Source organism: Streptomyces sp. GL_140, from assembly GCF_057834465.1.
Genome location: NZ_CM174404.1, coordinates 50,447 through 75,763, shown reverse-complemented (window position 1 = coordinate 75,763; position 25,317 = coordinate 50,447). Strand labels below are relative to the sequence as shown.

The 25,317-nt window shown below is 68.3% G+C and carries 17 protein-coding genes, 8 pseudogenes and 1 riboswitch; of the genes and pseudogenes, 12 read left to right on the top strand and 13 right to left on the bottom strand.

Annotated features, from left to right (window positions below; genetic code table 11):
• Positions 1-22: 22 nt before the first annotated feature.
• The 3 genes from AC3IYJ_RS00415 (at position 23) to AC3IYJ_RS00405 (ending at position 3,020) form a co-directional block, all read left to right on the top strand.
• Positions 23-475 carry a transposase family protein gene (locus AC3IYJ_RS00415; protein ID WP_489399353.1) on the top strand — a complete coding sequence of 151 codons (453 nt, stop codon included), beginning with the start codon at positions 23-25 and terminating at the stop codon, positions 473-475.
• Between the two features lie 475 nt (positions 476-950).
• On the top strand, positions 951-2,399 hold the full coding sequence (locus tag AC3IYJ_RS00410; protein ID WP_489399350.1) for an NF041680 family putative transposase: 1,449 nt from the start codon (positions 951-953) through the stop codon (positions 2,397-2,399).
• A 33-nt stretch (positions 2,400-2,432) separates the two neighbouring features.
• Positions 2,433-3,020, top strand: coding sequence for a hypothetical protein (locus tag AC3IYJ_RS00405; RefSeq protein ID WP_489399352.1), 588 nt, complete (start codon positions 2,433-2,435; stop codon positions 3,018-3,020).
• 79 nt (positions 3,021-3,099) lie between these two features.
• On the opposite strand, the gene AC3IYJ_RS00400 is transcribed toward AC3IYJ_RS00405, so the two are convergent.
• Positions 3,100-4,304, bottom strand: a protein-coding gene (locus AC3IYJ_RS00400) for an IS3 family transposase (RefSeq protein WP_489399112.1) whose coding sequence is annotated in 2 segments (ribosomal slippage) — positions 3,100-4,064 and positions 4,064-4,304 — 1,206 coding nt in all. Because the reading frame shifts where the segments join, the coding sequence is not laid out codon by codon here.
• A gap of 61 nt (positions 4,305-4,365) precedes the next feature.
• A complete protein-coding gene (locus tag AC3IYJ_RS00395) occupies positions 4,366-5,112 on the bottom strand; it encodes an IS5 family transposase (RefSeq protein WP_489399351.1) in 747 nt (248 codons plus the stop codon).
• A 400-nt stretch (positions 5,113-5,512) separates the two neighbouring features.
• Here AC3IYJ_RS00395 and AC3IYJ_RS00390 point away from each other — a divergent pair, with 400 nt between their 5' ends.
• From AC3IYJ_RS00390 to AC3IYJ_RS00380, 3 genes and pseudogenes are all read left to right on the top strand, one after another.
• Positions 5,513-6,961 (top strand): NF041680 family putative transposase, encoded by a 1,449-nt coding sequence (locus tag AC3IYJ_RS00390; RefSeq protein ID WP_489399350.1) that lies wholly within the window; start codon positions 5,513-5,515, stop codon positions 6,959-6,961.
• 284 nt (positions 6,962-7,245) lie between these two features.
• Positions 7,246-8,220 (top strand): annotated as a pseudogene (locus tag AC3IYJ_RS00385) (ISL3 family transposase); the annotation flags it as partial.
• A 54-nt stretch (positions 8,221-8,274) separates the two neighbouring features.
• Positions 8,275-8,811 (top strand): annotated as a pseudogene (locus tag AC3IYJ_RS00380) (radical SAM protein); the annotation flags it as partial.
• Between the two features lie 81 nt (positions 8,812-8,892).
• Here the strand turns inward: AC3IYJ_RS00380 and AC3IYJ_RS00375 are convergent.
• The 4 genes and pseudogenes from AC3IYJ_RS00375 to AC3IYJ_RS00360 all read right to left on the bottom strand — a co-directional run.
• Positions 8,893-9,063 (bottom strand): annotated as a pseudogene (locus AC3IYJ_RS00375) (transposase); the annotation flags it as partial.
• A gap of 180 nt (positions 9,064-9,243) precedes the next feature.
• On the bottom strand, positions 9,244-9,843 hold the full coding sequence (locus AC3IYJ_RS00370; RefSeq protein ID WP_489399349.1) for a pentapeptide repeat-containing protein: 600 nt from the start codon (positions 9,841-9,843) through the stop codon (positions 9,244-9,246).
• 197 nt (positions 9,844-10,040) lie between these two features.
• Positions 10,041-11,138: a serine hydrolase domain-containing protein gene (locus AC3IYJ_RS00365; RefSeq protein WP_489399348.1), complete on the bottom strand. Its 1,098-nt coding sequence runs from the start codon at positions 11,136-11,138 to the stop codon at positions 10,041-10,043.
• Positions 11,139-11,617: 479 nt separating this feature from the next.
• Positions 11,618-11,737: pseudogene (locus tag AC3IYJ_RS00360) on the bottom strand (IS6 family transposase); the annotation flags it as partial.
• 182 nt (positions 11,738-11,919) lie between these two features.
• On the opposite strand from AC3IYJ_RS00360, the gene AC3IYJ_RS00355 reads away from it, so the two are divergent.
• Positions 11,920-13,560: an IS1182 family transposase gene (locus tag AC3IYJ_RS00355; RefSeq protein ID WP_489402642.1), complete on the top strand. Its 1,641-nt coding sequence runs from the start codon at positions 11,920-11,922 to the stop codon at positions 13,558-13,560.
• A gap of 25 nt (positions 13,561-13,585) precedes the next feature.
• Here the strand turns inward: AC3IYJ_RS00355 and AC3IYJ_RS00350 are convergent.
• Positions 13,586-14,068: pseudogene (locus AC3IYJ_RS00350) on the bottom strand (IS6 family transposase); the annotation flags it as partial.
• Positions 14,069-14,181: 113 nt separating this feature from the next.
• On the opposite strand from AC3IYJ_RS00350, the gene AC3IYJ_RS00345 reads away from it, so the two are divergent.
• A complete protein-coding gene (locus tag AC3IYJ_RS00345; RefSeq protein WP_489399347.1) occupies positions 14,182-15,213 on the top strand; it encodes a DUF2716 domain-containing protein in 1,032 nt (343 codons plus the stop codon).
• Here the strand turns inward: AC3IYJ_RS00345 and AC3IYJ_RS00340 are convergent.
• On the bottom strand, positions 15,197-15,526 hold the full coding sequence (locus tag AC3IYJ_RS00340; RefSeq protein WP_489399346.1) for a hypothetical protein: 330 nt from the start codon (positions 15,524-15,526) through the stop codon (positions 15,197-15,199). The genes AC3IYJ_RS00345 and AC3IYJ_RS00340 overlap by 17 nt on opposite strands.
• 342 nt (positions 15,527-15,868) lie before the next feature.
• Between AC3IYJ_RS00340 and AC3IYJ_RS00335 the strand changes: the two genes are divergently transcribed.
• Positions 15,869-16,126, top strand: a complete 258-nt coding sequence (locus AC3IYJ_RS00335; RefSeq protein WP_489399345.1) for a hypothetical protein — start codon at positions 15,869-15,871, stop codon at positions 16,124-16,126.
• Positions 16,127-16,188: 62 nt separating this feature from the next.
• Here the strand turns inward: AC3IYJ_RS00335 and AC3IYJ_RS00330 are convergent, their stop codons facing one another.
• Positions 16,189-16,491: a hypothetical protein gene (locus tag AC3IYJ_RS00330; RefSeq protein ID WP_489399344.1), complete on the bottom strand. Its 303-nt coding sequence runs from the start codon at positions 16,489-16,491 to the stop codon at positions 16,189-16,191.
• Between the two features lie 171 nt (positions 16,492-16,662).
• Between AC3IYJ_RS00330 and AC3IYJ_RS00325 the strand changes: the two genes are divergently transcribed.
• A complete protein-coding gene (locus AC3IYJ_RS00325; RefSeq protein WP_489399343.1) occupies positions 16,663-17,865 on the top strand; it encodes an IS701 family transposase in 1,203 nt (400 codons plus the stop codon).
• 216 nt (positions 17,866-18,081) lie between these two features.
• Positions 18,082-18,294: pseudogene (locus AC3IYJ_RS00320) on the top strand (IS6 family transposase); the annotation flags it as partial.
• Between the two features lie 906 nt (positions 18,295-19,200).
• Here the strand turns inward: AC3IYJ_RS00320 and AC3IYJ_RS00315 are convergent.
• The 4 genes and pseudogenes from AC3IYJ_RS00315 to AC3IYJ_RS00300 form a co-directional block, all read right to left on the bottom strand.
• A complete protein-coding gene (locus AC3IYJ_RS00315) occupies positions 19,201-19,587 on the bottom strand; it encodes a transposase (protein WP_489399342.1) in 387 nt (128 codons plus the stop codon).
• Positions 19,584-19,859 (bottom strand): hypothetical protein, encoded by a 276-nt coding sequence (locus AC3IYJ_RS00310; RefSeq protein WP_489399341.1) that lies wholly within the window; start codon positions 19,857-19,859, stop codon positions 19,584-19,586. Before AC3IYJ_RS00310 ends, AC3IYJ_RS00315 begins: the two co-directional genes overlap by 4 nt.
• 535 nt (positions 19,860-20,394) lie before the next feature.
• Positions 20,395-20,746: pseudogene (locus AC3IYJ_RS00305) on the bottom strand (transposase); the annotation flags it as partial.
• Positions 20,747-21,024: 278 nt separating this feature from the next.
• The gene (locus AC3IYJ_RS00300; RefSeq protein WP_489402641.1) at positions 21,025-22,566 is read right to left on the bottom strand and encodes an NRAMP family divalent metal transporter; all 1,542 of its coding nucleotides are present in this window, start codon (positions 22,564-22,566) and stop codon (positions 21,025-21,027) included.
• A 565-nt stretch (positions 22,567-23,131) separates the two neighbouring features.
• Positions 23,132-23,306, top strand: a riboswitch (M-box (ykoK) riboswitch).
• Positions 23,307-23,612: 306 nt separating this feature from the next.
• On the opposite strand from AC3IYJ_RS00300, the pseudogene AC3IYJ_RS00295 reads away from it, so the two are divergent.
• A pseudogene (locus tag AC3IYJ_RS00295) lies at positions 23,613-25,301 on the top strand (NRAMP family divalent metal transporter).
• Positions 25,302-25,317 lie beyond the last annotated feature (16 nt).

Below are 25,317 nucleotides of genomic sequence, written 5' to 3'. Positions count from 1 at the left end.
CCCAGGTGAGGTGACTCCCTTCATGTCACCAGGGCCAGGACGACTCCGTTGCTCAATTGCTGGTTACACGGTGAGTTTGGCCGCCGCCCGCCCGCGGCCTCCGGCTCCGGTCCCGGTGTCCCTGCCCCGGCCAGTGAGGCGCTGGGGACGCACGTATGTCTCGAGGCCGCGGCCCTGCGCGGCGCATTGGGCAAAGCGCGACGGCGTCCACGACCGGGTCGGGACACCGGTTCTGGCCGACCCCGGCTACGTCGGGGCCGGTGGAACGTTCGCGGTTCCCCGCCGACGGCGGCCCGGCCAGTACCTCGCCGTCGGCCAACGCTCGCTCAACCGGGCCCACGCCAGACTCCGCTACCCCGTCGAACGCGGCATCGCACGACTGGAGACCTGGAAGATCTTCCGCCGGGCCCGCTGCAGCCCCAACTGGCTCACACACGCAGCCAGAGCCGTCCTCACCCTGGAGAGCTACCGCTGAAAATCCTCACTGTCTCGTCACTGCTGGCCAGGGGACGGCCTACGGATGTGTGCGCGATGCCGTCCTGGACGGCAACGTCCTCCGCATCTCGCTGGATCCCGAGGCGTGGAGAACCTTTGGCTGGAGGAGGGCGAGATCGAGGCCGTCCTGGAGGCGTCGGCCGAGGACGTGGCTCGGTTCCGCGAGATCCTTGCCCAGGTGCTGGCCTAAGGGCGGGCGGACGCCGTGCCCACGCGGTTGGCAGTCTGACGAGAGGGGTGGGGCCAGCCCAAACCGTGCCTCCCCGACTGGTGGGGCCAAACCATGCTGTCGAAGACACCCGTGCCCCAAGCCGGTCGGCCGTGGCTGAGCTTGATCTTTAACCTCGCTCGTCACCCGACCTGCTGATCTGCGGTGTTTCCCGGGACAGCGAAGGCGGCCGTTCTCCACGCTTCGAGATGTCGAGTCACGAGGTACCAGAGAACGGCCGCTGCGTATGAGTCTGTCTGCTGAGGTGTCCGGACGCGAGGCATTGGGCGTGTTGTCCCGCTTTCGTGTCGAGTTCTACGACTGCCTTTACTCCCGGGCTGACGCGCTCTTCGAGCTCGTCGACGCGGCGCTATGTGCCGACGGGCCGGTCAGGTCGCTGGTCGAGCTGACGCTGGCGGCCGAGCACCGGCGCGGACACGGAGCGATGTACGACGCCGTCAACCACGGCTGGCTGGAACCGCGCCGCCTGCGCCGGCTGGTCGCCTCCACGCCGTTGCCGAGGGCTGCCGACGGGCGGATCGTCCTCGCGGTTGATGTGAGCAACTGGCTGCGGCCCGACGCTCCCACCAGCCCGGACCTGCTGTTCTGCCACGTATACGGGCGAGGCCGCAGTGCGGACCAGATGATCCCCGGCTGGCCGTACTCCTTCGTCGCGGCCCTGGAAACGGGCCGGACCTCGTGGACCGCGGTACTGGACGCGATCCGTCTGGGCCCGGCCGACGACGCCACCGCGGTCACCGCCTCCCAGCTCCGCGACGTCATCACCCGGCTCCTGAAGGCCGGCCAGTGGAAGCCCGGCGACCAGGACATCCTCGTCGTCGTGGATGCCGGCTACGACGTCACCCGACTCGCCTACGTCCTGGCCGACCTGCCCGTCGAGCTGGTCGGCCGGCTGCGCTCGGACCGGGTCATGCTCCGCGACGCCGGCCCACGCCGCTCCACCCCACGCGGCGGGCAGCCCCGCAAGCACGGCGGCGTCATCACCTTCTCCAAACCCGACTCCTGGCACACACCCGACCACACCACCGCCAGCACCACCACCCACTACGGCGCGGCCGCAACCCTCGCCTGGGACCGCATGCACCCACGCCTGCAAGCCCGAGGCCCCTGGCTCGACCACTGCGGCGAACTCCCTCTGATCCACGGCACATTGATCCGATTGAAGGTCGAGTATCTCCCTGGTGACCGTGACCCGAAACCGGTCTGGCTGTGGTCCTCCAAGACCGGGATGACGGGCCAGGACATCGACCTGCGGTGGCAGGCATTCCTCCGGCGCTTCGACCTCGAGCACACCTTCCGCCTCTTCAAGCAGACCCTCGGGTGGACCGTCCCGAAGGTCCGCGACCCGCACACCGCCGACCTGTGGACCTGGCTGATCATCGCCGCCCACACCCAGCTCCGCCTCGCCCGCCCCCTCGCCGAGGACCTCCGCCGCCCCTGGGAACGGCCTGCGGAACCCCGCCGACTCACTCCAGCCCGAGTCCGCCGCGGGTTCCGGCACCTCCGCGCGAAGACCGCCCAGCCCGCAGGCGTGCCCCAACCGTCCCTGCCCGGCCCCGGACGCCCACCCGGATCGAAAAACCGCAGGCCAGCCCCACGACACGAGCCCGGCAAAACGGTAAAGCGAGCAGAGACACTCACCGAACACGTCCGCTTGAAAGAACAACGAGGTTAAAGATCAAGCTAAGAACCCGTTGTCTTTTCGAACGTGATCGTTGAGTTTCCGCTGGTGGGAGTGGTGGTCGGTCCGGCGAGGCAGGGATGCATCGTCCTGTTGGAGTGCTTGTGGGGGCGTGTGATGGCGTCGGTACTGGGTTTGCTGGAGGCGAAGGAGTCGGCTGCGCGGGAGGTGATCGAGCGGCTTCGGGAGGAGGCTGATCGTGTCCTGGCCGCGCTCGGTGAGGCGGAAGCCGGTCTGGAACGGCTGGTCATCGCGCGCGAGACGGTGACCGAGGTCCTGAACGGGCCTGTCGTTCAGGTGCAGGAGGCGCCCCAGGCGTGTGTGGGCGGCGGTCCGATGGGGGTCATGGTGGTGCCACGCCATCGTGAGGGGCTCTCGGCCCGCGTGCTGCCCGAGGAATACCAGCGTCTGCTTGCCGTGCTGGCGGCCGGGGCGGCCGGCGGCCCGATGCGGGCAAGGGACCTGACGGTGGCCCTGGGCCGGGAAGCGGTGCCGGCGAAGATCGAATGTGTCCGGTCGATGGCTAAGCGTCTGGTGGCCCGGGGGTGGGCAGTGGCCGAGCAGGGGCTGTTCGCCGCAGGCCCTGGTTCAGCCGCGGGGCCGGACGCCCGGTGAGTGCGGACGGCTGCGGGCGAGGCGGCGTCCCATCACCATGGTCATGGATGAGGTGACCCCCGGAATGTGGACACAGGGGTCATGCTGCGAGTGAGAGTTTAACTGTCTTGTGGTGCTGCTGTTCGAACTCCATTGGGGAGAGGTAGTCCAGCGCGCTGTGGCGTCGGCGGGCGTTGTAGTAGGTGAGCCACTGGAAGATCTCCAGCCTCGCCTGACGGAACGTCGAGAACAGCTTCCGGTGCATCGTTTCTCGTTTCAGGCCCTGCCAGAAGCTCTCGGCCAGGGCATTGTCGTAACTGGAGCCGACCCGGCCCATGCTCCTGCGGATGCCGTACCGATCGCAGACCTGGGCGAACGCGGCCGAGGTGTATTGCGATCCGCGGTCCGCGTGGAAGATCACTCCGGTGACGTCGCCGCCGCGGGTCGCGACCGCGGCCTGGAGTGCGTCGATGACGAGCTCGGCCCGCATGTGCGGGGCCATCGACCATCCGAGTACCCGGCGGGATCGGATGTCGATGACGCAAGCGAGGTAGAGCCATGCGGTTCCGACCTGCACGTATGTGATGTCGCCGCACCACTTCTCGTCCAGCGTGCCGGCGGTGAAGTCCCGCTGGAGCAGGTCTGGCACCGGCGGCGCCAGGCGGTCCGGGATCGTGGTGCGCTTCTTTTTCCGCAGGTGGCGGCCGACGATGCCGTGCTTGCGCATCAGCCTGGCCACGCGCTTGCGGTTGACCGTGTACCCAAAGCCCCGCAGTTGGGCATGGACTCGGAGCGCGCCGTAGTTTCCGCGGTGTTCGGCATGGATTTCGCGGATCTCGGCGACCAGGGCGTCCTCGGTTCCCTGCCGCTCGGCCCGCGCCTGGGCGCCGGCGATCCACCGGTAGTAGCCCGAGCGGGAAACTTCCAGTACCCGGCATATCCGCTTGATGCCGTACATCTCGGCGTGGGCGGAGACGAAGTCCCAAGCGGCGGTCCTCACTTCATCTCCCGCGCGAAATAGGCGGCTGCCCGTCGCAGGATCTCCCGCTCGAGCTGCCATTCCTTCTCCGCCTTGGCCAGCCTGGCGTTTTCCGCCCGCAGCCGGGCCAGCTCGGCCTCGGTGTCCTGCGACGCGCCGGAGGCGACCGGACGGTCTTCGGCGTCACGCACCCAGGTCCGCAGCGTCTCGGGGTTGACGTTCAGATCGGCCGCGACGTCCCGAAACGTCCGCCTGCCGGCCGAGGCCCGCCACAACGCGACCGCGTCGGACCGGAACTCCGCACTGTACTTCGAGGGCCTTGCCACGTGGATTTACACCTTCCAGGATCAACAAGATCCATTGTCAGGTGTGTCCACACCACGGGGATCACCTCATGGACCACATGACCATCGTCTCGTGGGTGGCGGGCAGACGTTCGTAGTCGCGGACCAGGCGCCGGCGGTGCATCAGCCAGGCCAGTGTCCGCTCGACGACCCACCGGCGGGGAAGGACAACGAACCCGGGGGCGGTATCGGTGCGTCGGACGATGGTCAGTGCGAGGCGGAGCGTTTCCCTGGCCCAGTCGACGAGCTGGCCCGCGTAGCCGCTGTCGGCCCAAACCAGCGTGATCTTCCGGTGGAGCCGGCGGAGCTGTGCGAGCGCAGGCGCGGCCGCGTCGCGGTCCTGAACGGACGCCGGCGTGACCGTCACGGCCAGCAGCATGCCCAGGCAGTCCACCACCACGTGGCGCTTGCGGCCGCCGACCTTCTTTCCCGCGTCCCAGCCGCGTGAGCCGGCACCGACGGTGTCGGCTGCCCGCAGGGACTGCGAGTCGATAATCGCGGCCGTCGGCTCCTTTTCGCGTCCCGACATTTCACGCACCCTGGCCCGGAGCCGGTGGTGGAACTCGGAGATCAGCCCCTGGCGGTGCCAGCGGCGAAAGAAGGCATAGACGGCGGTCCAGGAAGGGAAGTCGGCAGGAACGGCCCGCCACTTGATGCCGTTGTCGAGGAGGTAGCGGACCGCGTCGAGCATCTCGCGGTGGCAGTAGCCCTCCGGTTGCCCGCCCCGGCCCTCCAGCCAGGCCGGCACCGGCAGCAGCGGACGGATGACCGCCCACTCCGCGTCCGTCATGTCCGACGGATAGCGCCGCCTGCGGCCAGCGTGATCAGCGGCATTTCCATACACGTGCGCGATGCAGTCACACGATGGGGCAGCCGGGTTGGACGCGGTGAGCTCGGACGCGCAAAGCTGTGGCAACAGGGTCTCCTGGAACTGCCCGGATGGGGTCGCACCCCCGAGCTACCAAGAGGCCCTGCCTTTATGCCCGGACCACCGGAATATCACCCGGACCAGAACCTTGTTCGAACCCAAGCGCTCCCACGATCGATAGAACAACGGGTTCTGAGCTTGATCTTTAACCTCGCTCGTCACCCGACCTGCTGATCTGCGGTGTTTCCCGGGACAGCGAAGGCGGCCGTTCTCCACGCTTCGAGATGTCGAGTCACGAGGTACCAGAGAACGGCCGCTGCGTATGAGTCTGTCTGCTGAGGTGTCCGGACGCGAGGCATTGGGCGTGTTGTCCCGCTTTCGTGTCGAGTTCTACGACTGCCTTTACTCCCGGGCTGACGCGCTCTTCGAGCTCGTCGACGCGGCGCTATGTGCCGACGGGCCGGTCAGGTCGCTGGTCGAGCTGACGCTGGCGGCCGAGCACCGGCGCGGACACGGAGCGATGTACGACGCCGTCAACCACGGCTGGCTGGAACCGCGCCGCCTGCGCCGGCTGGTCGCCTCCACGCCGTTGCCGAGGGCTGCCGACGGGCGGATCGTCCTCGCGGTTGATGTGAGCAACTGGCTGCGGCCCGACGCTCCCACCAGCCCGGACCTGCTGTTCTGCCACGTATACGGGCGAGGCCGCAGTGCGGACCAGATGATCCCCGGCTGGCCGTACTCCTTCGTCGCGGCCCTGGAAACGGGCCGGACCTCGTGGACCGCGGTACTGGACGCGATCCGTCTGGGCCCGGCCGACGACGCCACCGCGGTCACCGCCTCCCAGCTCCGCGACGTCATCACCCGGCTCCTGAAGGCCGGCCAGTGGAAGCCCGGCGACCAGGACATCCTCGTCGTCGTGGATGCCGGCTACGACGTCACCCGACTCGCCTACGTCCTGGCCGACCTGCCCGTCGAGCTGGTCGGCCGGCTGCGCTCGGACCGGGTCATGCTCCGCGACGCCGGCCCACGCCGCTCCACCCCACGCGGCGGGCAGCCCCGCAAGCACGGCGGCGTCATCACCTTCTCCAAACCCGACTCCTGGCACACACCCGACCACACCACCGCCAGCACCACCACCCACTACGGCGCGGCCGCAACCCTCGCCTGGGACCGCATGCACCCACGCCTGCAAGCCCGAGGCCCCTGGCTCGACCACTGCGGCGAACTCCCTCTGATCCACGGCACATTGATCCGATTGAAGGTCGAGTATCTCCCTGGTGACCGTGACCCGAAACCGGTCTGGCTGTGGTCCTCCAAGACCGGGATGACGGGCCAGGACATCGACCTGCGGTGGCAGGCATTCCTCCGGCGCTTCGACCTCGAGCACACCTTCCGCCTCTTCAAGCAGACCCTCGGGTGGACCGTCCCGAAGGTCCGCGACCCGCACACCGCCGACCTGTGGACCTGGCTGATCATCGCCGCCCACACCCAGCTCCGCCTCGCCCGCCCCCTCGCCGAGGACCTCCGCCGCCCCTGGGAACGGCCTGCGGAACCCCGCCGACTCACTCCAGCCCGAGTCCGCCGCGGGTTCCGGCACCTCCGCGCGAAGACCGCCCAGCCCGCAGGCGTGCCCCAACCGTCCCTGCCCGGCCCCGGACGCCCACCCGGATCGAAAAACCGCAGGCCAGCCCCACGACACGAGCCCGGCAAAACGGTAAAGCGAGCAGAGACACTCACCGAACACGTCCGCTTGAAAGAACAACGAGGTTAAAGATCAAGCTGAGGCCCGTTTGCCGGCGAAGGTTTGCCTGGGTGCGAGCTGTTCGGTGCGTGTGAGCTTGACGGGGAGTCGCTGCAGAGGGCCGGTAAGGCCATCGGTGGTGGAGGTCGTGGCCGATGGGGCGCGGGTGTATGGGGCAAGGTTGTGGGGCTATCTCTGCCGGCGCAGCGCAGGGCCGGTGACCTGCGATGGGGAGGTTGGGGGAGACTATCTCTGTAGTTACTGCGGCCCTGTCTCACATTCGGTGGTGACACAGAGTGGCACGGGTCGTTGATCTGAGCGTGAAGAGTCTCAACAAGCTGGTGGCGACGGTGTTTTCGGGGATATCCCCGCTGGTCATCGAGGGTGTGGTCGACGAGGGCGAGCGCGTGGTCGTGAGGGCACGGACTCCGGGTTCGACCGCGGTCTGCCCGGTGTGCGGGGCCTTGTCGGGGCGGGTGCACGGCTATCACTGGCGGACGGTTGCTGACCTGCCGATCGACGGCCGGCGGGTCGTGGTCCGTGTCCGGGTTCGACGTCTGGTGTGTCCGACCCGCGGCTGCCGCCACACCTTTCGCGAGCAGTTGCCGGGGGTACTGGAGCGATACCAGCGGCGCACAACCCGTCTGACCAGGCAGATCAAGGCCGTCGTCAAAGAGTTAGCGGCGTGCGGGATCGCGTCTGCTGGTGATACTCACGATGGGCCTGTCGCGTCACACAGCCCTGCGCTCCCTGCTTCGCATTGCGCTGCCCACCGGGCGAGTGCCCCGCGTGATCGGTGTCGACGATTTCGCCCTGCGCCGGCGCCACCGCTACGCGACCGTGGTGATCGACGCGGAAACTCATGAGCGGATTGACGTGCTGCCCGACCGGACGGCCAGCACGCTGGAAGCATGGCTGCGCGAGCATCCGGGCGTCGAGGTCGTATGCCGCGACGGCTCCGCGACCTACGCCGAAGCCATCCGCCGTGCCCTGCCCGACGCAGTGCAGGCCAGCGACCGGTGGCCTTGTGGCACAACCTCTGCGAAACCGCCCTGAGCGAGGTCAAGGCACACAGCACCTGCTGAGCCGCCGTGCTGGACACCCCAATCCATGAAGGACCACGAGCCGAGACGACGCTCGAGCGTTGGCATCAGGTCCATGGCCTTCTCCAGCAGCATGTGAGCCTGCTCGAATGCGCCCGCCGACTGCAACTGTCCCTGAACACGGTCAAACGCCATGCCCGCGCCGACCGACCGCCGCCGGCCCCTCGACTACCGGGCGCCCGCTCCCTGTGGTGACCGCCCGGTGAAACAGACGACCCACCGACCAGTAGACGGAGAATCATGACTGACCTTGGCCTGCCCACCGTGCCCGCACAGCAGCACCGCACCGTCGGAACCGACGGCGTCGGATTCTCGGACAACGGCCACCACTTCACCGCCAACGCCGACCTGGACGTCTCCGCCGTCGCTGCGGCCGCCACCGTCCCGCTGTCCGTGATCGTCCAGGTCACCAAGCGGTGCGACTTCGACTGCACCATGTGCTCCGAGATCCTCCAGATGCCGGACCCCACCATCGAGCAGCTCGACGTCATGCGTAAGAACCTCGCGGGCGTCGGCAGGGTGTTCCTGTCCGGCGGAGAGCCGCTGATGCGACGGGACTTCGGCGACATCGTCGACATGTGGCACAAGGACGCGATCCTCGCCATTCCCACCAACGCCACGCACGGCAAGGACCACGCCCGCGCGATCGCCGGGAAGGTCGCCTACGCCAACGTGGGCTGGGAAGGCCCGCGCGCCTACTTCCAGCGGATCCGCGGCGACTACGACAAGACGATGGCCGGGACCCGCGCCCTCCTGGACGCCGGCATCCCCATCTCCATCGGGCTGGACCTCCTTGAGCAGTCGTTCCCAGGTTCCGTCGACCGACCACAACGGGTGCCGTTCATAAACGGTCTTCCACGGGCCGAACCGTTCTGGCAGGTCACGCCACTGCACTCCGGTCCGAACTTGGTGCAGAATCCCGTCGATCACCTGACGGTGATCCCGCCACCGGCCACAACGCCTGTTGCTGACCGGCAGGAACGGCCGCAGCCGTTCCCACTCGGCACAACTCAGATCACCCCGCCCCATGTCCGCATCAACAACCCGGACGCAAAGCGGTCACACGATCGGTTGCACACACCCAAGTCCAGGTCCGGCCGGCCCCGGTGGGGCGTGCTCGATCGAGACACACACCCCGCGGGTGGCGGCGCAGCAGTGATACGGAAGCTTGGCCCCGTCCACCCTCTACCAGTCCAGGTCCCCGTGGCGTCACTCTCCGAGTGTTCGCGCACAATCGATCATGTTTTCAACAAAGAGGGGAGGGACACCGCAACGAAGCATGAATTTGTACAGTTCGGGGTGGCGGTACGACTTCATGACGGCGTGGGCGTCAATCGACGAGGGATTATCATGTCGGAGATTTATAGCCCCGCATAGTGCCCCGAGGTCTGTTTTGCTGAGGTTTGCGTGACTTAGTCTCGCCCCGTCAAATCTGGCCCCGCTGAGATTTGCACCCCCAAGTTTTACGCTGTTCAGGAACGCTTCCCTGAAGTCGGCTCCGGTGCAGTCGGCACCGTCCAGTGCAGCACCAGTAAAATCGGCACGACTGAAAACCGTGTTTCTGAAACGCGCTCCTATCAGGTCGGAAACAGCCAGTGTGGCCCCAGTAAAGTCGGCTTCCGCAAGGTCGGCATCCTTGAACTGGGCGTGGAGCAGTGACGTTCCTGAAAAGTTGGCCCTGGACAGCCAGGCCCCGTAGAAACGGATGCCCTCCAGGTTTATGCCAGAGAAATCGGCATTCACCACCTCAACATAAGCGAAGTCCCGCCGCCCTTTCTTATGCTCTTCAATCACTTCCCTCGAAGTCATCCGGACGCCACGCTGCCCCGTGAATGCCACTTCCGAACCCGCCCCTCCCCGGCCCGACACAAAGAGCGAAGTGTACTCATCCCGTGGTGCCACAACGTGGGCTGCCGCCGACTTCAACGGACGAAGCTGCCCGGTCGGCATCACCCACACCACTCCGCCTCAAGCCCACGTCAACGACACAGGCGCAAGTAACCACATCATCGGCCGGACAGCTCCTGGTCGGCGAGGGCTGCCTTGACCACTGCCTCGACACGGGCACGTTGCTGTTCAGGGGTGGCCGACGTGGCGGGCCGCAGGGTGTAGACCGTTCGGCGGTGCTGTTCGGTGCTCGCGAAGACGCCGCTGGTCCATCCGCCGCTGGAGCCGGTCTTGCCCCAGACCTTGGTGCCGTTCAGCTCGATTCCCATCAGCCCGCCGGCGCTGAAGCAGGCCGCGCGCGTGGGGCAGCTGGTGTTCTCGGGGCCACTGGGTACCGCGGGCACTTCGAAGAGGTGCCGCTGCTGGGCCGGAGGGAGGAGGCGCCCATCCAGCAGGGCACGCAGGAACGCGTCGAGGTCGGCTGTTGTGGACATCAGCCCGCCCTCCGACCAGGCCCAGGCTATCGAAGGGTCCTCGGAGAGGGCGGTGCCGCGCAGGTTCAGCGGGCGCAGGATCCGCCGGTCCAGCTCGTCGGCAAAGGGGCGGCTGGTGACCTGCTCCACGAGCAGCCCGGCGACGAAGCTGTTCAGTCCGTTGTACTGCTGGACGGTTCCGGGGGCCGGAGTCCGGCCGGGTCGGGCTGCGGCGTCCGCTTCGAAGGAGGCGGCCACCACTGCGCGCGGGTCGAGCGGAACCCGGGCCGGACGGGGCAGGTCACTGGTGTGGTCCAGAAGCTGGCGCACCGTCACACCGGCATAGCCGGCCGGGACCAGCTCGGGCAGGTAACGGCGGACGGGCTCGTCGATGCCGATCCGGTGCTCGGCGACCAACTGGAGCACCAGGGCATCGGTGAAAACCTTGGTCACGCTGCCCACCGGGAAGCGTGCGCCAGCCTCCACCGGCCCGGCCGTCCCGGTGTACGGAGTGCGCATGCCCCGGCCGGCCACCCGAACCAGGGCTGCGTCCGTCACCCCGTCAGGCAGCGTGGCCAGCAACGTCCTCACCGCGGCCGCGTCCCGGGTGTCGGGAAAGTCGTGGAAAGCGAGCCCGCCGGGCGCCGCCGTGGACGTGGGGGCGCCGGCCAGACCGGCCGCGAGTGCGGCCAATGCCACGCAGGCGACGGTCAAACGGCGGGCGGCGCGGGGACGGGTGGTCATCGGTGTCTCCTGGGAACTGGGTGGGCGCTCGGATCAGCGCGGTACCCGCGCTGGACCAACCATCGCCCCGGCAGCGACCGTTGGTCGTCAGTGACCACCCTGAGCCGCCCCGGAGCTCACCCCGATCCCCCTCCGGGTCCACGCGGAGATCGGCACCGCGGACCACACATGATCCGGAAGAGGCGGCCTCAGGGCTGTCCCGTAACCGCCGCCTCACTTCCGCGTTGGTCACGGCATGGGTGGGGTGACCTCGGCGAGCGATCCGACGTGGATCGAGCCGTTCGGCGCGGTCACCTTGTCGGGGGTGTGATCGTCTGAGGGTGCGGCGAGGTGCTGTCCGTCTGCTGTTCAGGCTGTGGCGGGCAGGCCGCTGTTGCCGGTGATCTGGTTCCAGATGGTGAAGCGGATGATCATTTCGAAGCGGTGGCGGCCGGCGGTCATGAGATGCCGGTGGGGTCTGAAGTGGGTCGAGATGCCGGTGAACGCGGACAGGAAGCCTTGCGCTCCGCCGACGGTGCGGAAGCCTTTCATCGCGCGTTCGCGTTGCCGGGTGGGCTGGTGCGAGTTTCCGCCCGGTTGTTGAGCCCTTTATGGATCCTGCTGGCCAAATGTCGTGTCCTGCGGTGGGGGCGGGTGGTTGGCATGGTGGTGGCCGGTTCTGTCGTTCCCGGCTGGTGGGGTGGGAGTTATGTCGTTGCTGCCGGAGAAGTGGCCCGAGGTCCCTGAGGTGACGGTGCGGGTTGCGCGGGCGGTGGCTGGTCGTGGGGCGCCGCCGTTGGCTATGCGGGTGCGGGATGAGCTGGGTGGGCTGTTCGCTGATGCCGAGTTCGCGGGGGCGTTCGGTCTGCGGGGCCGGCGGGGCTGGTCGCCGGGGCGGCTGGCGATGGTGACGGTGCTGCAGATGGCGGAGAACCTGACCGACCGCGCCGCCGCCCACCGGGTCCGGTTCGACCTGTCGTGGAAGTACTGCCTTGGCCTGGAACTGGAGGATGTCGGCTTCGACGCCTCGGTGCTCTCGGAGTTCCGCACCCGGGTGGTCGAGCACGGCCTGGAGGAGCGGGTACTGGATCTGCTGCTGGCGGCGTTGAAGGACAAGGGCCTGGTCAAGGCCGGGGGCAGGCAGCGGACCGACTCCACCCACGTGCTGGCGGCGGTGCGGGACCTGAACCGCCTCGAGCTGTGCGGGGAGTCGGTGCGGGCCGCGCTGGAGGCGCTGTCCGCCGCGACCCCGCACTGGGTAGCGCAGGCCGTGGACGTCCGCGGGTGGAACCGCCGATACGGGCGGCGCATCGACGAGAGCTGGCGTCCCGCGAGCTCCAAGGCCAAGCGGGACGAACTCGCCCTGGACTACGGCCGTGACGCGGTGGGCCTCCTGCGGGCGGTCCACAACCCGGACTCGCCCCTGTGGCTGCGCGAGCTGCCCGCGGTCCAGGTCCTGCGCCGGATCACCGTGCAGAACTACCTGGTCACCACCGACGGCGACGGGCGGGAGGTGGTCAAACGGCGGGAGGCGGACAAGGAGGGTCTCCCGCCCGGCAGACTGCGCCTGGCCTCGCCCTACGACCTCGACGCCCGCAACGGCACCAAGAACGCCGTGCACTGGACCGGGTACAAACTGCACATCAGCGAGGTCTGCCAGCGGCCCCGGCCCAGCGCAGGGGCCCCGCGGCCGGGACGCCGGGCGCGTCCGGACATCCCGAACGTGATCACACATGTCGCGACCACGGACGCGACCGTGCCCGATGTGAAGCTGGTCGAGCCCGTCCACCGGGCCCTCGCCGACCGGGGCCTGCTGCCCGCCGAGCACTACCTCGACTCCGGCTACGCAAGCGCGGAACTCCTCGCCGGGGCCCGGACCGCCTTCGGGATCACCCTGGTCGCACCGCTTCTGGCGGGCACCTCACGCCAGGACCGCGAGAACTCCGGCTACCAGCGCGAAGCCTTCACCATCGACTGGGACGCCGAGCAGGCCACCTGCCCCCAGGGCGCCACCAGCCGGTTCTGGAGCCCGGCCCGGCAGCACGGCCGTGAAGGGATCGCGGTCCGCTTCGACGAGGCTGACTGCGGCCCCTGCCCGGTCAGAGCGGCATGCACCGACGCCACACGCCAGGGCCGCCAGCTCACCCTGCGCCCACGGGACCTGCAGGAACTGATCAACATCAACCACGCCGCCCAGCAGGACGCCGGCTGGCAGGCCACAAACGCCCTGCGCGCCGGCGTCGAGGGCATTATCCGCCAGGCCACAGCCGTCACCGGTAACCGTAAGGCCCGCTATCGCGGCCTCGCGAAGACCCACCTCGAACACGTCTACTCCGCCGTCGCCCTCAACCTCATCCGCCTCGACGCCTGGTGGAACAACCAACCCCTCGACCACACCCGCACCAGTCACCTCGCGAGACTCGACCTCACCCTCACGGCCTGACCGACCCCACATTTGGCCAGCAGGATCCCTTGTGGGAGCGGTGCTCGACCGAGGGCATCACCTCACGCAGGGCGGCCCCGTAGGACTTCAGCTTGTCCGTCACGATCACCCTCGGCACCCGGCCGGTGGTGGTGAGGAGCCGACGGAAGAAACGCCTGGCCGCAGCCTTGTCACGCCGGTTGGTAACCAGGATGTCCAGGACGTTGCCGTCGGTGTCGACGGCCCGCCACAGATACTTCCACTCGCCGTTGACCTTGACGAACACCTCGTCCAAGTGCCACTTGTCGCCCGGCCGCGGACGCCGTCGGCGCAAGGCGTTGGCATAGGCCTGGCCGAACTTCCGACACCAGCGGCGCACCGTCTCGTAGGAGACGACCACACCCCGCTCCAGTATCAGCTCCTCGACCTCGCGGAAGCTGAGGGGGAAGCGGAAGTACAGCCACACACAGTGCGAAATGATCTCCACCGGGTACCGGTGGTTGCTGTACGACGGCACCACGGACGACACGACGGGCTTCCTCCCGGACGGACAACCCGAAGATCATCCCACCCCCGCCCCGACAACGTGACAGCACCCAGCAGACCGCCTTCGCGGAGCGCGGTGAACCGGTGGAGTGGAAGGTGTACGGGCACGACTTGCCCGACCTGGGACAAGCACTGACAGCGGCGGGGTTCACCCCGGGCTGGGAGCGCTCCGTGCTGATAGCCGCTCCGCTACCCAGCGAGCAGTCCGTTGACGTGGCGGAGCCCCGGGAGGGGGTGCGTGACCTGTACCGGGTACGGGACCAGGCCGAGCGGGCCCGGGAGATCGCCGTAGGTTCCCCTGGCCCCCACGCGGCACCGTACGCGGAGATGATCGCGGACGGCTCTTCGGACGAGGGCGACGTCCTCATCGAGGTCCTGCTGAAGAACGGGATTGTCACAGACGTCGCCTGGGCGTACGGCGACGAGATCCCCTTCACCCTCATCGGTGGTTTCACCAGCGAGGATCCGGACTTCGTCAGAGCCTGCACCGACCGTTGGCGCCAAAGCGCCTGGCTCGGACACCCCTTGCTCGCCGAGGCCGCGGGCTCCCTGCGCGAGAGCCTCCTTGAGGCCGGCTTCACAGAGGCCGCCACCGTCCGCTCCTACCACTGGAGCCCGCCGGGCAGCCCCGAGACCGCCCGCCCCGCACAATTCCTCGACTGGCTCCACGACGACGGCCCACTGTGGGACCGCTTCTACGCAGACTTCGACTTCAAGCCGAGCACCACCCACCGGCCCGCAATCACCGAACCCGTTCCCTGCGCGGTCTGGAACCTGCACTCCCACCTCCGGCCCGTCCCCGACCTCCCCGCGGAACTCGACGCGATCGTCCAGCGCGGACTGCTCACCGCCACCGAGCCCGGGGAGTTCGTCCACTGGCTCGACTGGAATCACGACGGCTACCGCTACGACCCCCGCCGCACCAACGTTCCCGGACGGCCGCCCCGACCCGGCAAGGGCACTTTTCCCAACGGTGACTACTACCTCCACGTAACCGACGACCTGCGCTTGGGAACCTTCGGCCACCCGTGGGAACAGACACTGACCATCTGGGGACCGACGCTACTTGCAGCCGTCGAGGCGGACCTGACCGAACTCCTTGGAACTCCGATCAGGCACCGCGAGTGACGGTATCGGCCCTGCGTTCTGTCCCCCTTAACTCGAGATACGGGCAAAGCAACAGCCCAGGATCTCTCCCGTACGCCTGGAGGCCGTCTAGGTCGGCGCCGCTGCCGCGGGGGATGTAGACGATGAGTTCCTGACGGGCGTGGGCGGCGATCACGGTGTGCCCGCCGTCGAGATCCAGCGGAAGGGCGTCGAGGACTTCGAGCCCCCGCTGCAGGGGCGCGAGGAGGCGTCCCGGCACGATCGTTGAGTCGACCGCGACGACCCAGTCGAGATCCCTGTCGCCGTCCGTCTGGGCGAGAAGGTCGGTAGACACCCGCTGCCCACGTGCCGTCGATCACCCATGGCCGTAATCGGTTGTAGACACCCTTCCACGAACCGAACTCGGAGGGCATGTCTCCCACGGAAAACCCTGCGGTACTTCCACGCGATCGCCTGGATAACCTGCCGATGATCGCGCCACCACCCGCCACGTCGTGGAGTCCGGTCCGGAAGCAGCGGCTCAATCCGCGACCACTGCACATCAGTCAACGGCATAACCGGACCAACAACCCAATAGTCCGAACGGGTCGGCCTCGGGCAGGATTGGCGCGTGATACCTCCCCGACTGCTGTGGTGCGATCCCCGGCCCATTCCCCGGTTCAACCGGCAGGAGCCGGTGACCACGATCGTTCGCGATCCCAGCTTCTACGAGCCGACTGAAAAAGATGACTGCTTTCGGTTCTGGTCCTTCTGCCAGGCGCATGACCGCCCCTACTGGCACGAGTCCTGCGGGGAAGGGCCGCACCTGATAGCCCTGCACTGCGACCAGCACGGGCCGGAGAACATGTGGCCACAGCCGAAGATGCTGATGTTCCCGGAGGGGTTCGACCCCTTGCTGAGCGACGAGCAGCTGGCCTGGGTGCAGGCCGAGTAGGACGCCGGCGACTAGTACTCCACTTTGACTTCGTAGTTCCACGTCACGTCGCGCGTGTCGCGCTACTGGGCGGTGCCCTGCCCGATCGCACGGAGGACATCGGCGAGCCAGACCAGGTGGTGGCCCACGGCCCGGTTCGGATCGGCGAGGAGGTCCTCAAGGTGCTGCCATGACTCGGAGAGCTGCCCGATTGTGATCGTTCTCGGTTCGTTGGGGACGTCGTAGAGTTCGTCGCCCGGAACGGACCAGAAGTATTCGTGTTCGAGCGCCACCGCGCTGCCGGCTGACGCTTCGATGTGTTGCATTGCCAGCTCGAAGGCGTGCCGAAGCTGGTCAAGCGGAATCCGCAGAGGTTCGCTGTCCATGTGCCTATTTTGTCGATCAGAGGCCGACGGGCCGAACCAAGGAGTTCGGCACTGCCCAGGACCAGGCCTGGAGCGAGAACGGCCACCGCGTGATCATCGGGGGTTGTGTGGACTCCTGAAGATTGTGCGGTGGCCGCGGGCCATAGCGTAGACCCTGCCCGCTGGCGGGCGATGTTCGACCAGGCTATGGCCCGGATTGCGGGCCGGTTCCGACGGGTGGAGCCGAGGGCCACTGCCCGCGCGTACCTGCTCGGGCTGCTGTCCGGTGTCCAGCGGAAGAACTGCTGGCGGCTGGCCGAACAGGCCGGTCACGCCCGCCCCGGGCCGATGCAGCGTCTGCTGCGAAGCGCCCGCTGGGACGCCGATGCCGTCCGCGACGAGGTCCGCGCCTACGCCATCGACCACCTCGGCACCGTCGGTGGGGTGCTGATCGTGGACGAAACCGGCTTCTTGAAGAAGGGCCGGTCCTCGGCGGGCGTGCAGCGGCACTACACCAGCACCGCGGGACACATCGAGAACAGCCAAGTCGGCGTCTTCCTCGCCTACGCCACCAGCCGCGGGCGGGCACTGATCGACCGTCGGCTCTACCTGCCCGAGCATTCCTGGTGCGGTGATACCGAGCGCCGGGATGCGGCCGGAGTGCCGGACGACGTGCAGTTCGCAACCAAACCCCGCCTGGCGTGGGAGATGATCGCCGCCGCACTGGATGCCGGGGTAAAGGCACCGTGGGTGACCGGCGACGAAGCATACGGGCAGGGCCCGCAACTTCGTGCCGCCCTGGAGGCACACGGGACGGGCTACGTCCTGGCCGTCGCCTGCTCCATCCGGGTCCGGATCAACTCCGGCCGCACCCCGATCCGCGCGGACACTGTCGCCGGCCGTCTGCCCGAGGCCGCCTGGCACCGACAGAGCGCCGGAGCTGGAGCAAAGGGCCCGCGCTACTACGACTGGGCCTGGATCGGCATCGGCACCGACGAGCACCGCCACCTGCTGATCCGCCGCAACTCCACCACGAGGGAACTCGCTTTCTACCTCTGCTGGGCCCCCACGGCATCACCCCTGGCCGAACTCGTCCGAGTGGCCGGCACCCGCTGGAGCGTCGAAGAATGTTTCCAGGCCGCCAAGGGCCAAGTCGGCCTGGACCACTACCAGGTGAGGCACTGGGACGGCTGGCACCGGCACGTCACACTCGCCATGCTCGCGCTGGCCTTCCTCGCCGCCGTCGCTGCCGACACAGCCCCCAGCCGGCCACCAGAACCGCATCACTCCACGCGCGGTAGCAACCCGATAGCCCTGACCGTCGCGGAGATCCGCCACCCGTTCGCCGCCGTCTTCAACCAACCAGTCATGTCCCCGGCCAGACTGCTGCACTAGTCGAACGGGCGCAGACGCCACCAGGCAACAGCCCGACGCAGCCACTACCGACGACGGTCAGCCGAGGACACCAGCGGATAGATCACGAACCCGCACTGGAGTACTAGCCCCGCCGTTTCACTTGGTGTGGGGCCGATTCCTGTGCGATAGGTGCTGTCACGCGCCGGGTGGGGGTGGGATGATCTTCGGGTTGCCTGTCCGGGGAGGGATCCGTCCGTGTCGTCCGGGGTGCCGTCGTACCGGAACCATCGGTATCCGGTGGAGGTGATCTCGCACTGTGTGGCTGTACTTCCGTTTCCGCTCAGTTTCCGTGAGGTCGAGGAGCTGATGCTCGAGCGCGGAGTGATCGTCTCCTACGGGACCGTCCGCGGATGGTGTCTGAAGTTCGGTCAGGCCTACGCCAACGCGTTAGGACAACTGAAGCCGCAAACGAGCCCTCCCAGGGCAGACTTTGGGGGCGACACACTGGCCGGTCCCCGCGCGTTCAGGCGCCCCGCCAACGATTCCACAGGTGTCCGGCGTCGACCGCGAGTGAGCCCACTTCGGGCTGAGCGGCCTCTGGCTCCGCGGGGTGGCCGCGAGGACTTGGCTCGTCTTGGGTACTGCCCGCCGCCACATGCCGCTGCTGGCCTCCGGCTGCGACATGGACGTCACCCGCGTGCGATCTCGCAGGACCGGGGCCCCGGTGATCCTGCCGGGCGACGGACCGGCCGCTGAAGCGCCGCCCGCAGCAGTCCGGGCCCGGCCTCAGCCACCGCGGCGAGAAGAACCTGAGTAGCAGCAGGGGGCAATGGCGGGGCACCACAGCGCACAAGGGGCCATGCCTGCGCATCACATGCCGGGCAGCCGATCGCGCGCGTCGCCGCCGAGGCCGGCCGCTTCCGCCGCTGGTTGGTGAAGCGGCCTGGTGCGCAACGGCGCCGAGCTGATGACACTGGCGCATCTGATCTGTGTGCCGGAGTTGTACTGGCAGTGGAGTGCCTGACCGGGAATCCCGTACGTAGTTCCGGCCGGCTGTCGCGCGATGGCCCCTCGAAGGCAAGCGCCGCGCGCATGGACAGCCGCTGTGCCGAGCAGATCATCACGCCGTGCCGGCGTCGTGGTCTGTTCCCTGGACTGGGCGCGTACTCGTCGAACGGCCAGCTGGCCCCATGTATTGCGCCGTGTGCGGCGCGGACGTGTCATGTGCCGGTGCCTTCGGGTGCTGGTTCGGGTGGGTCGGTCTCCAGTCGGTAGCCGTGGCCGCGCAGGGTGGTGATCGGGGGCAGGTTCACGGGTGTGGGTGAGGTGGCGGCGGCTTCTGAGGTGACCCCGTGATTGACTCTGCTGGTCTATTCACGGTGTCGTGAGTGAGTGGCGGAGTGTGGTGAGGCGGGAGGTCCAGCTGCCGCCGTGAGGGGTGTCGGTGAGCCAGGCGTCGATGCGTACGAGGTTGAGGGCCATCGCGGTGAGGACGTGTTGCAGGTGGGTCTTGGCGAGGCCTTTGTAGCGGGCGTGGTGGACGTCGCAGCGTCTGGATGCCTGGGACATGGTGCCTTCGATGCCCGAGCGCAGGGCGTACTGCTCGCGCCAGGCGTCGGAGGTCTGCTCGACGCGTAGGCGCCGCTGGGTCTCGAACTGCCGCTGGGGGCGGAAGGTCAGGGAGCGGGCGTTGACCTTCGAGCGGGTGCAGTCCGGGAGGCGGAAGGTGACCTGGATGGTCGCCAGCCCGTCGGCGCTCATCGAATCACGCCAGTTTCGGCTGACCGCGCCGGTCGGGCAGGTGACATGGCGCTGGTCGAAGTCGATGTTGTCAGGTCGTAGGCGTCCGGGTCGCGGGTCTGCCAGGAGAAGTCCGGGGGCAGGGGGCCAACGAGGTCGATGCCGTGGCCATTGGCAGCGTCCAGGATGTGGTCGACGCTGACGTAGGCAGCGTCCACCAGTTCCCGGTCCGCCAGCAGGTCGGCCGCAGCGAGATCGGTGTGGCGTCCGGTGACCGTCTCGATATCGTTCAAGGTGGTCGTGCTGGTAGCGACGTGCACGATGACGTGCGGCCGGTCAGGTTCGCGGACCTCGGTGAAATGACCTTTGTAACCGCGCCAGCCCATGCCGCGCTTGATGCCGTAACGGGCATCAGTGTCGTAGGGGCTGCCGATCGCGGTCCCGCCGGGTGGCAGGTCGTCCTTCCCGCGCCAGTGATGCCCACCCTGGTCGCGGTGGTGCTGCTGGACCCAGACCTTCCGCAGGACCCGCAGCGCGGGAAGTTCCCGCAAATGGCAGCCAGCCCAGCGCGGGCGGTCTCGGACTGGGGCAGCCGGGAGTCGTCCGCACGCTGGGCAGAGCGCTCCCACCAGGCAAGCGGGGTGTGTTCCAGCAGCCAGACCGGGTCTGCGACAGCCAGCACCTCCAGGGCTGCCCGCAGCGTCTCCATCGCCAGTTCCAGACGGTTCAGCATCCGGATCGCGGCGTGCACGTGGGTGGCGTCGGTAGGCTGCCGCCCTCCGCGCTCCAGGTGCTGGAGCATCAGGGTCAGCAGCCGGTCAGCCTGGCCCTCGCCGGCCAAGCGGGTACGGAACTCGCTGAGCACCGAGGCATCGAAGCCCGGATCCTCCAAGGCCAGCCCCAGCATGAACTTCCAGTCCACCCGCCCCCGGACCGCGTCCGCGGCCTGGCGGTCCGTCAGCCCCTCGGCGAACTGCAGCACCGAGACCATGGCCAACCTGGCCGGCGACGTCGAGGGATGCCCCCGAACCGCGAACAGATCAGCGAACTGCTCATCGGCGAAAAGCTCGCCCAGCACGTCACGGATCCGGATCGCCAGCGAGCCCTTCGGGAACGCCGCCCGCGCGACCCGCTCCGTCATCACCGGAACCTTTAAGCCGTACCTGGGCCACAAGGACATCACGGACCACCCCACCAAACCCCCGCAAACATCAACATCCTCCCACCGTCCCACCCAGAGAAGATCACGACAGACGAATCGTGAAATGGCCAGCAGAGTCACGAAGGGAGTCACCTCACCAGCACACCGGCCCCCAGCGCCAGCGCGTCCGCACCGCGCTCCATCCGGGACTCCACGGGTTTGGGACCGAGACCACCACGGCTCACGGGTCATCAGGCCGTACTGGACAGCCGAGATCAGGACCGCGTGCATGCCGCGGCGCACCGGGGCGGATCCTTCTATGAGGCGAAGCCCAGTTGAGCGACCTTGACGCCGACCAGCGCCACGGCCCCCAGCAGATAGACCCGCAGCAAGGTGAGGGCCAGACGCCGCCCCTGGGACAGCGCCGGCGCGGGCAGGGCGGCGAGCTCCGGCCTGCGCCACTCGGCGGCGGTCACGGGGGAGGGCGCCGTGCGGGGCGGCCTCCGGCGGCGGGAAAGGAGGTACCAGCCGCCCGCGAGTGTTCCCAGTACGGACGCGGCCACGAGGATCTGGATGATCTGCCGGGCCGAGAGGCCCGGGAAGGCGATCGAGGCCGTCAGGATGGCGGAGAGCGCGCCCAGGATGGCGATCGCGGTGACGGCGAGAGCGTTCTGGACGCGGGTGTTCACCCAAGGGCCCAGCAGGTGACGGTCATTGCAGAGCAGCAGCAGGAAAACCGTCACCGAGGGCAGCAGCACACCGGCCAGGGCCTGGCTCCCCTCGGTGATCAGCCCCAGGGGAGCGCCCGGGGCCAGGACGACCAGGGCCGAGACCAGCACCAGTGCGGCCGTCACGACGTGGAAGCCGCGCGCCTTGCGTACTCCGTCGTGCAGGGAATGCTCCCAGCCGAATACGTCGGCCAGGGTGTAGGAGGTGGACAGCGAGACCGCCGACGCCCCGATGACCGACCCGGCCAGGAGCGCGACGGCGAAGAGTACGCCTGCCACTCGCCCCGCGTACCGCTCCAGGCCCACGGCGGCGCCGCCCGCGTCGCTGAAGCCCCCGGAGCCCGGGTGGCCCGCGAAGGCCTGGGCCGTGCAGCCGATGATCAGGACCGCGCCCAGAGTCGTCAGTACGAGGCCGAGCCAGATGTCGGCCTTGCCGTAGCGCAGGAAGTGGTGGGTGATGCGCTTGTCGACCACGTAGGACTGCTGGAAGAACACCTGCCACGGAGTGACGGCTGCGCCGATGATGCTGACGGTCAGCAGCAGTACGTCCGAGGTCCCGGCCCCGCCCGGCAGCCCCGGGAGGAAGAAGTCGCCCGCCATTCGCGACGGCTGAGGGTGGGCCAGGAGATAGACCGGGACCAGCAGGAGCGAGGCTCCGCACAGCACCAGGGCGACCCGTTCGAAGCGCTGGAAGCTGCCGGTGGAGGCCGCGGCGACGACCGCCACGGCGGCTACCGCCACACTCGCAGGGCGGGGCAGGCCGAGGTAACTCACCGCGAGCGAGACGCCGATGAACTCGACGACGACCGTCAACGCGTTCACCAGCAGCAGGTCGGCGACGCAGAAGGCGCTCCAGAACCGGCCGAAGCGCCGTCGGACGAGGCGTGCGTGCCCGGCGCCGGTCACCGCGCCCAGCCGCACCGCCATCTCCTGGTTGACGTAGAGCACGGGCACCAGCAGCGCCAGCGTCCACAGCAGCCGCGTGCCGTAGTTCTGGCCGGCCTGGGTGTACGTGCTGAAAGCCGCCGAGTCGTTGGCCATGGCGATGAGCCCAGGCCCCAGTACGGCCAGGAGGATCCGCAGGACTCCCCACCACCGGGGAGCCGGGCCGGGCCGGCCGAAGTGCGGCACGGTTCCCAAGGCCCCGCGTATCTCGCCGTGCCGGGGAGCTGGTTCTGCTGGTTCTCGGGGTGCTGAAGCCGAATGGTCAAGAATGCGGTCCGACATGGCCGACCTCCGTTGGACTGCAGGGGAGGGGGAGTGTGCTGACGCGCGTACAGAAGGCCCAGCGGGAATGGATGACCAAACGCGAAACATCCCCGGCAAGATGGAATGATCCGCACCCTAGGCATCACTCAATGAGTTGCGCAAGTAATGAATTGAGAGGCGTGGAGGGCCGTTTATTCGGCCGCGTGTTCATGGGAACTCCGTGCGAAATCGCCGCTCACCGCGCGTCGCAGGAGTCCCCTGCGACCACTCCGGGCCCCGCGCTCCGTAGCGGTCCGGCGAGGGGGCGGCAAGTGGTGCCGTGGTGCGGGCGGGGTCGCGTCGTGCGCGGAGATGCCTCCGGGCGCCCTCGGGGTGCGCCCCGGGCGTACGGGTGGCACCCGCCTGACGGTGCATCGGTGCAGGTCAAGGCTTCGCCAAATACTTGCGTGATCGCGCAAGTGTCGTTCTATGATGCAGTGGTTTGCAGGAGGCACCTCGTTCGGTGAGGCGTCTGCACGGACACAGGCCACTGACCCCACGACGTCGAGAGACGCCCAGGGTCAGGACAGGTCTCCCCGACCTAAGGGGTGACCCCAAGTGGCTGCCCCGGACCCGGGGGTTACGCCGTGCAGTGCCAAAGCTCTGACGAGTTGGGGTGAGCCGGCCGCGGAGCGCGGCCGGACCGCTCCTTGCCGAGTCTATGTGGCGCCGACCGGGCGCCCTTGGCTGGAAGGAGGCGAGAGGCATGGACCGCGGTTGCAGTAGTCCGGGCCATCAACAGCCCTTCCCTCGCACGCCGTCACCTTTCCGCGGCGCGCGGTAGCCCACCTCAACTCCGGCGTACGCGCGCCGCCTTCGCACCCGTGCGGCCCAATGCCGCCCCGGGCCGTCGGCTTGCGTGCTCGCTGGTGGCTGGGTGCCGCGCGCCCCCAATACCTTCCCCCGCACAGGGGTTTGGGAGGCTCGTCATGACCAATGCAGCACTCGATCCGACTCGGACTCCGATCCCTCCGACCGCGCCGGTACCCGCTCCCGCGGCCGTACCGGCACCGCGGGCCGCCGTACTCGACGACGCGCACATCGGTGACATACGCGGCGCCCTCGGCACGATCACGCTGGACGACCACGGCGAGCGCCGGGGTATGACCGCCAAGCTCAAGACGCTACTGGCGATCGTCGGCCCGGGCCTGATCGTGATGGTCGGCGACAATGACGCCGGGGCCTTCGCCACGTACGGGCAGGCCGGCCAGAACTACGGGACCAGCCTGCTGTGGACCCTGCTCCTGCTGATCCCGGTCCTGTACGTCAACCAGGAGATGGTGCTGCGGCTGGGTGCCGTGACGGGAGTAGGGCACGCCCGGCTGATCCTGGAACGGTTCGGAAAGTTCTGGGGCGCGTTTTCGGTCATCGATCTGTTCCTGCTGAACGCGCTGACCCTGGTGACGGAGTTCATCGGCATCACCCTGGCGACGGGATACCTGGGTCTGCCCAAGGTCGCGTCGGTGGTGCTGGCCGCCGCGATCATCGTCACCTCCGCCTTCACCGGTTCCTTCCGCCGCTTCGAACGGGTCGCGGTCGTCCTCTGCGCGGGCAGCCTGCTGCTGGTCCCCGTCTACTTCATGGTCCACCCGAAGTCCTCTCAGGTGGCCCACGACTTCGTCGTACCTGTCCTTCCGGGCGGCTCCGGCGGCCCGGCCGCCGTCATGCTGCTGATCATCGGCATCGTGGGCACGACCGTGGCGCCCTGGCAACTGTTCTTCCAGCAGTCGTACGTCATCGACAAGCGCATCACCCCGCGCTTCATGAAGTAGGAGAAGGCCGACCTGTGGATCGGCATCGCGATCGTCGTCATCGGCGCGGCCGCCCTGATGGGCATCGCCGCCGAGGCCTTCGCCGGTGGCCAGGGGGCGGGCGGATTCTCGGATGCCGGAGGGCTGGCGGCCGGTATCGAGGCCCACGCCGGGAAGGTCGCGGGCGTGCTGTTCGCCGTCGCCCTGCTGGACGCCTCGATCATCGGCGCGTTCGCCGTCTCGCTGTCCACCGCCTACGCGATCGGTGACGTCGTCGGCATCAAGCACTCGCTGCACCACGGGGTCAAGGGAGCCAAGGGCTTCTACGCCGTCTACGCCGGGCTCGTCGCGGCAGCCGCCGCCATTGTCCTGATCCCCGGCTCACCCCTCGGCCTGCTCACCGCGGGCGTCCAGACCCTCGCCGGGGTCCTACTGCCGTCGGCCTCGGTGTTCCTGCTCCTGCTCTGCAACGACCGTCAGGTGCTGGGTCCTTGGGTCAACGGCCCGAAGACCAACGCATTCACTGCCGCGGTCGTCGGCGTACTCGTCACCCTCTCGGTGATCCTCACCGCGTCCGTGCTCTTCCCCGGCATCACGGCGGGCGTGATCCTCGGCATCATGGCCGCCTGCGGTGGGTGTGGAGTCCTGCTGGCCGGTTGCACCATCGCGCGCCGACGCAGCCGGTCGGGGGAGGGCCCCGTCGACCGGACGGGACGCGATGCCTGGCGGATGCCTCCGCTGGACACGCTCACCCGTCCGGCCATGGCGACGGGACGCAAGATGGGCATGGGGGCGCTGCGCGCGTACCTGCTCATCGCGATGATCCTGGTCGTCGTCAAGATCACCCAAGTGGCCCTCGGCAACTGACCCGACCCCTGGCCCA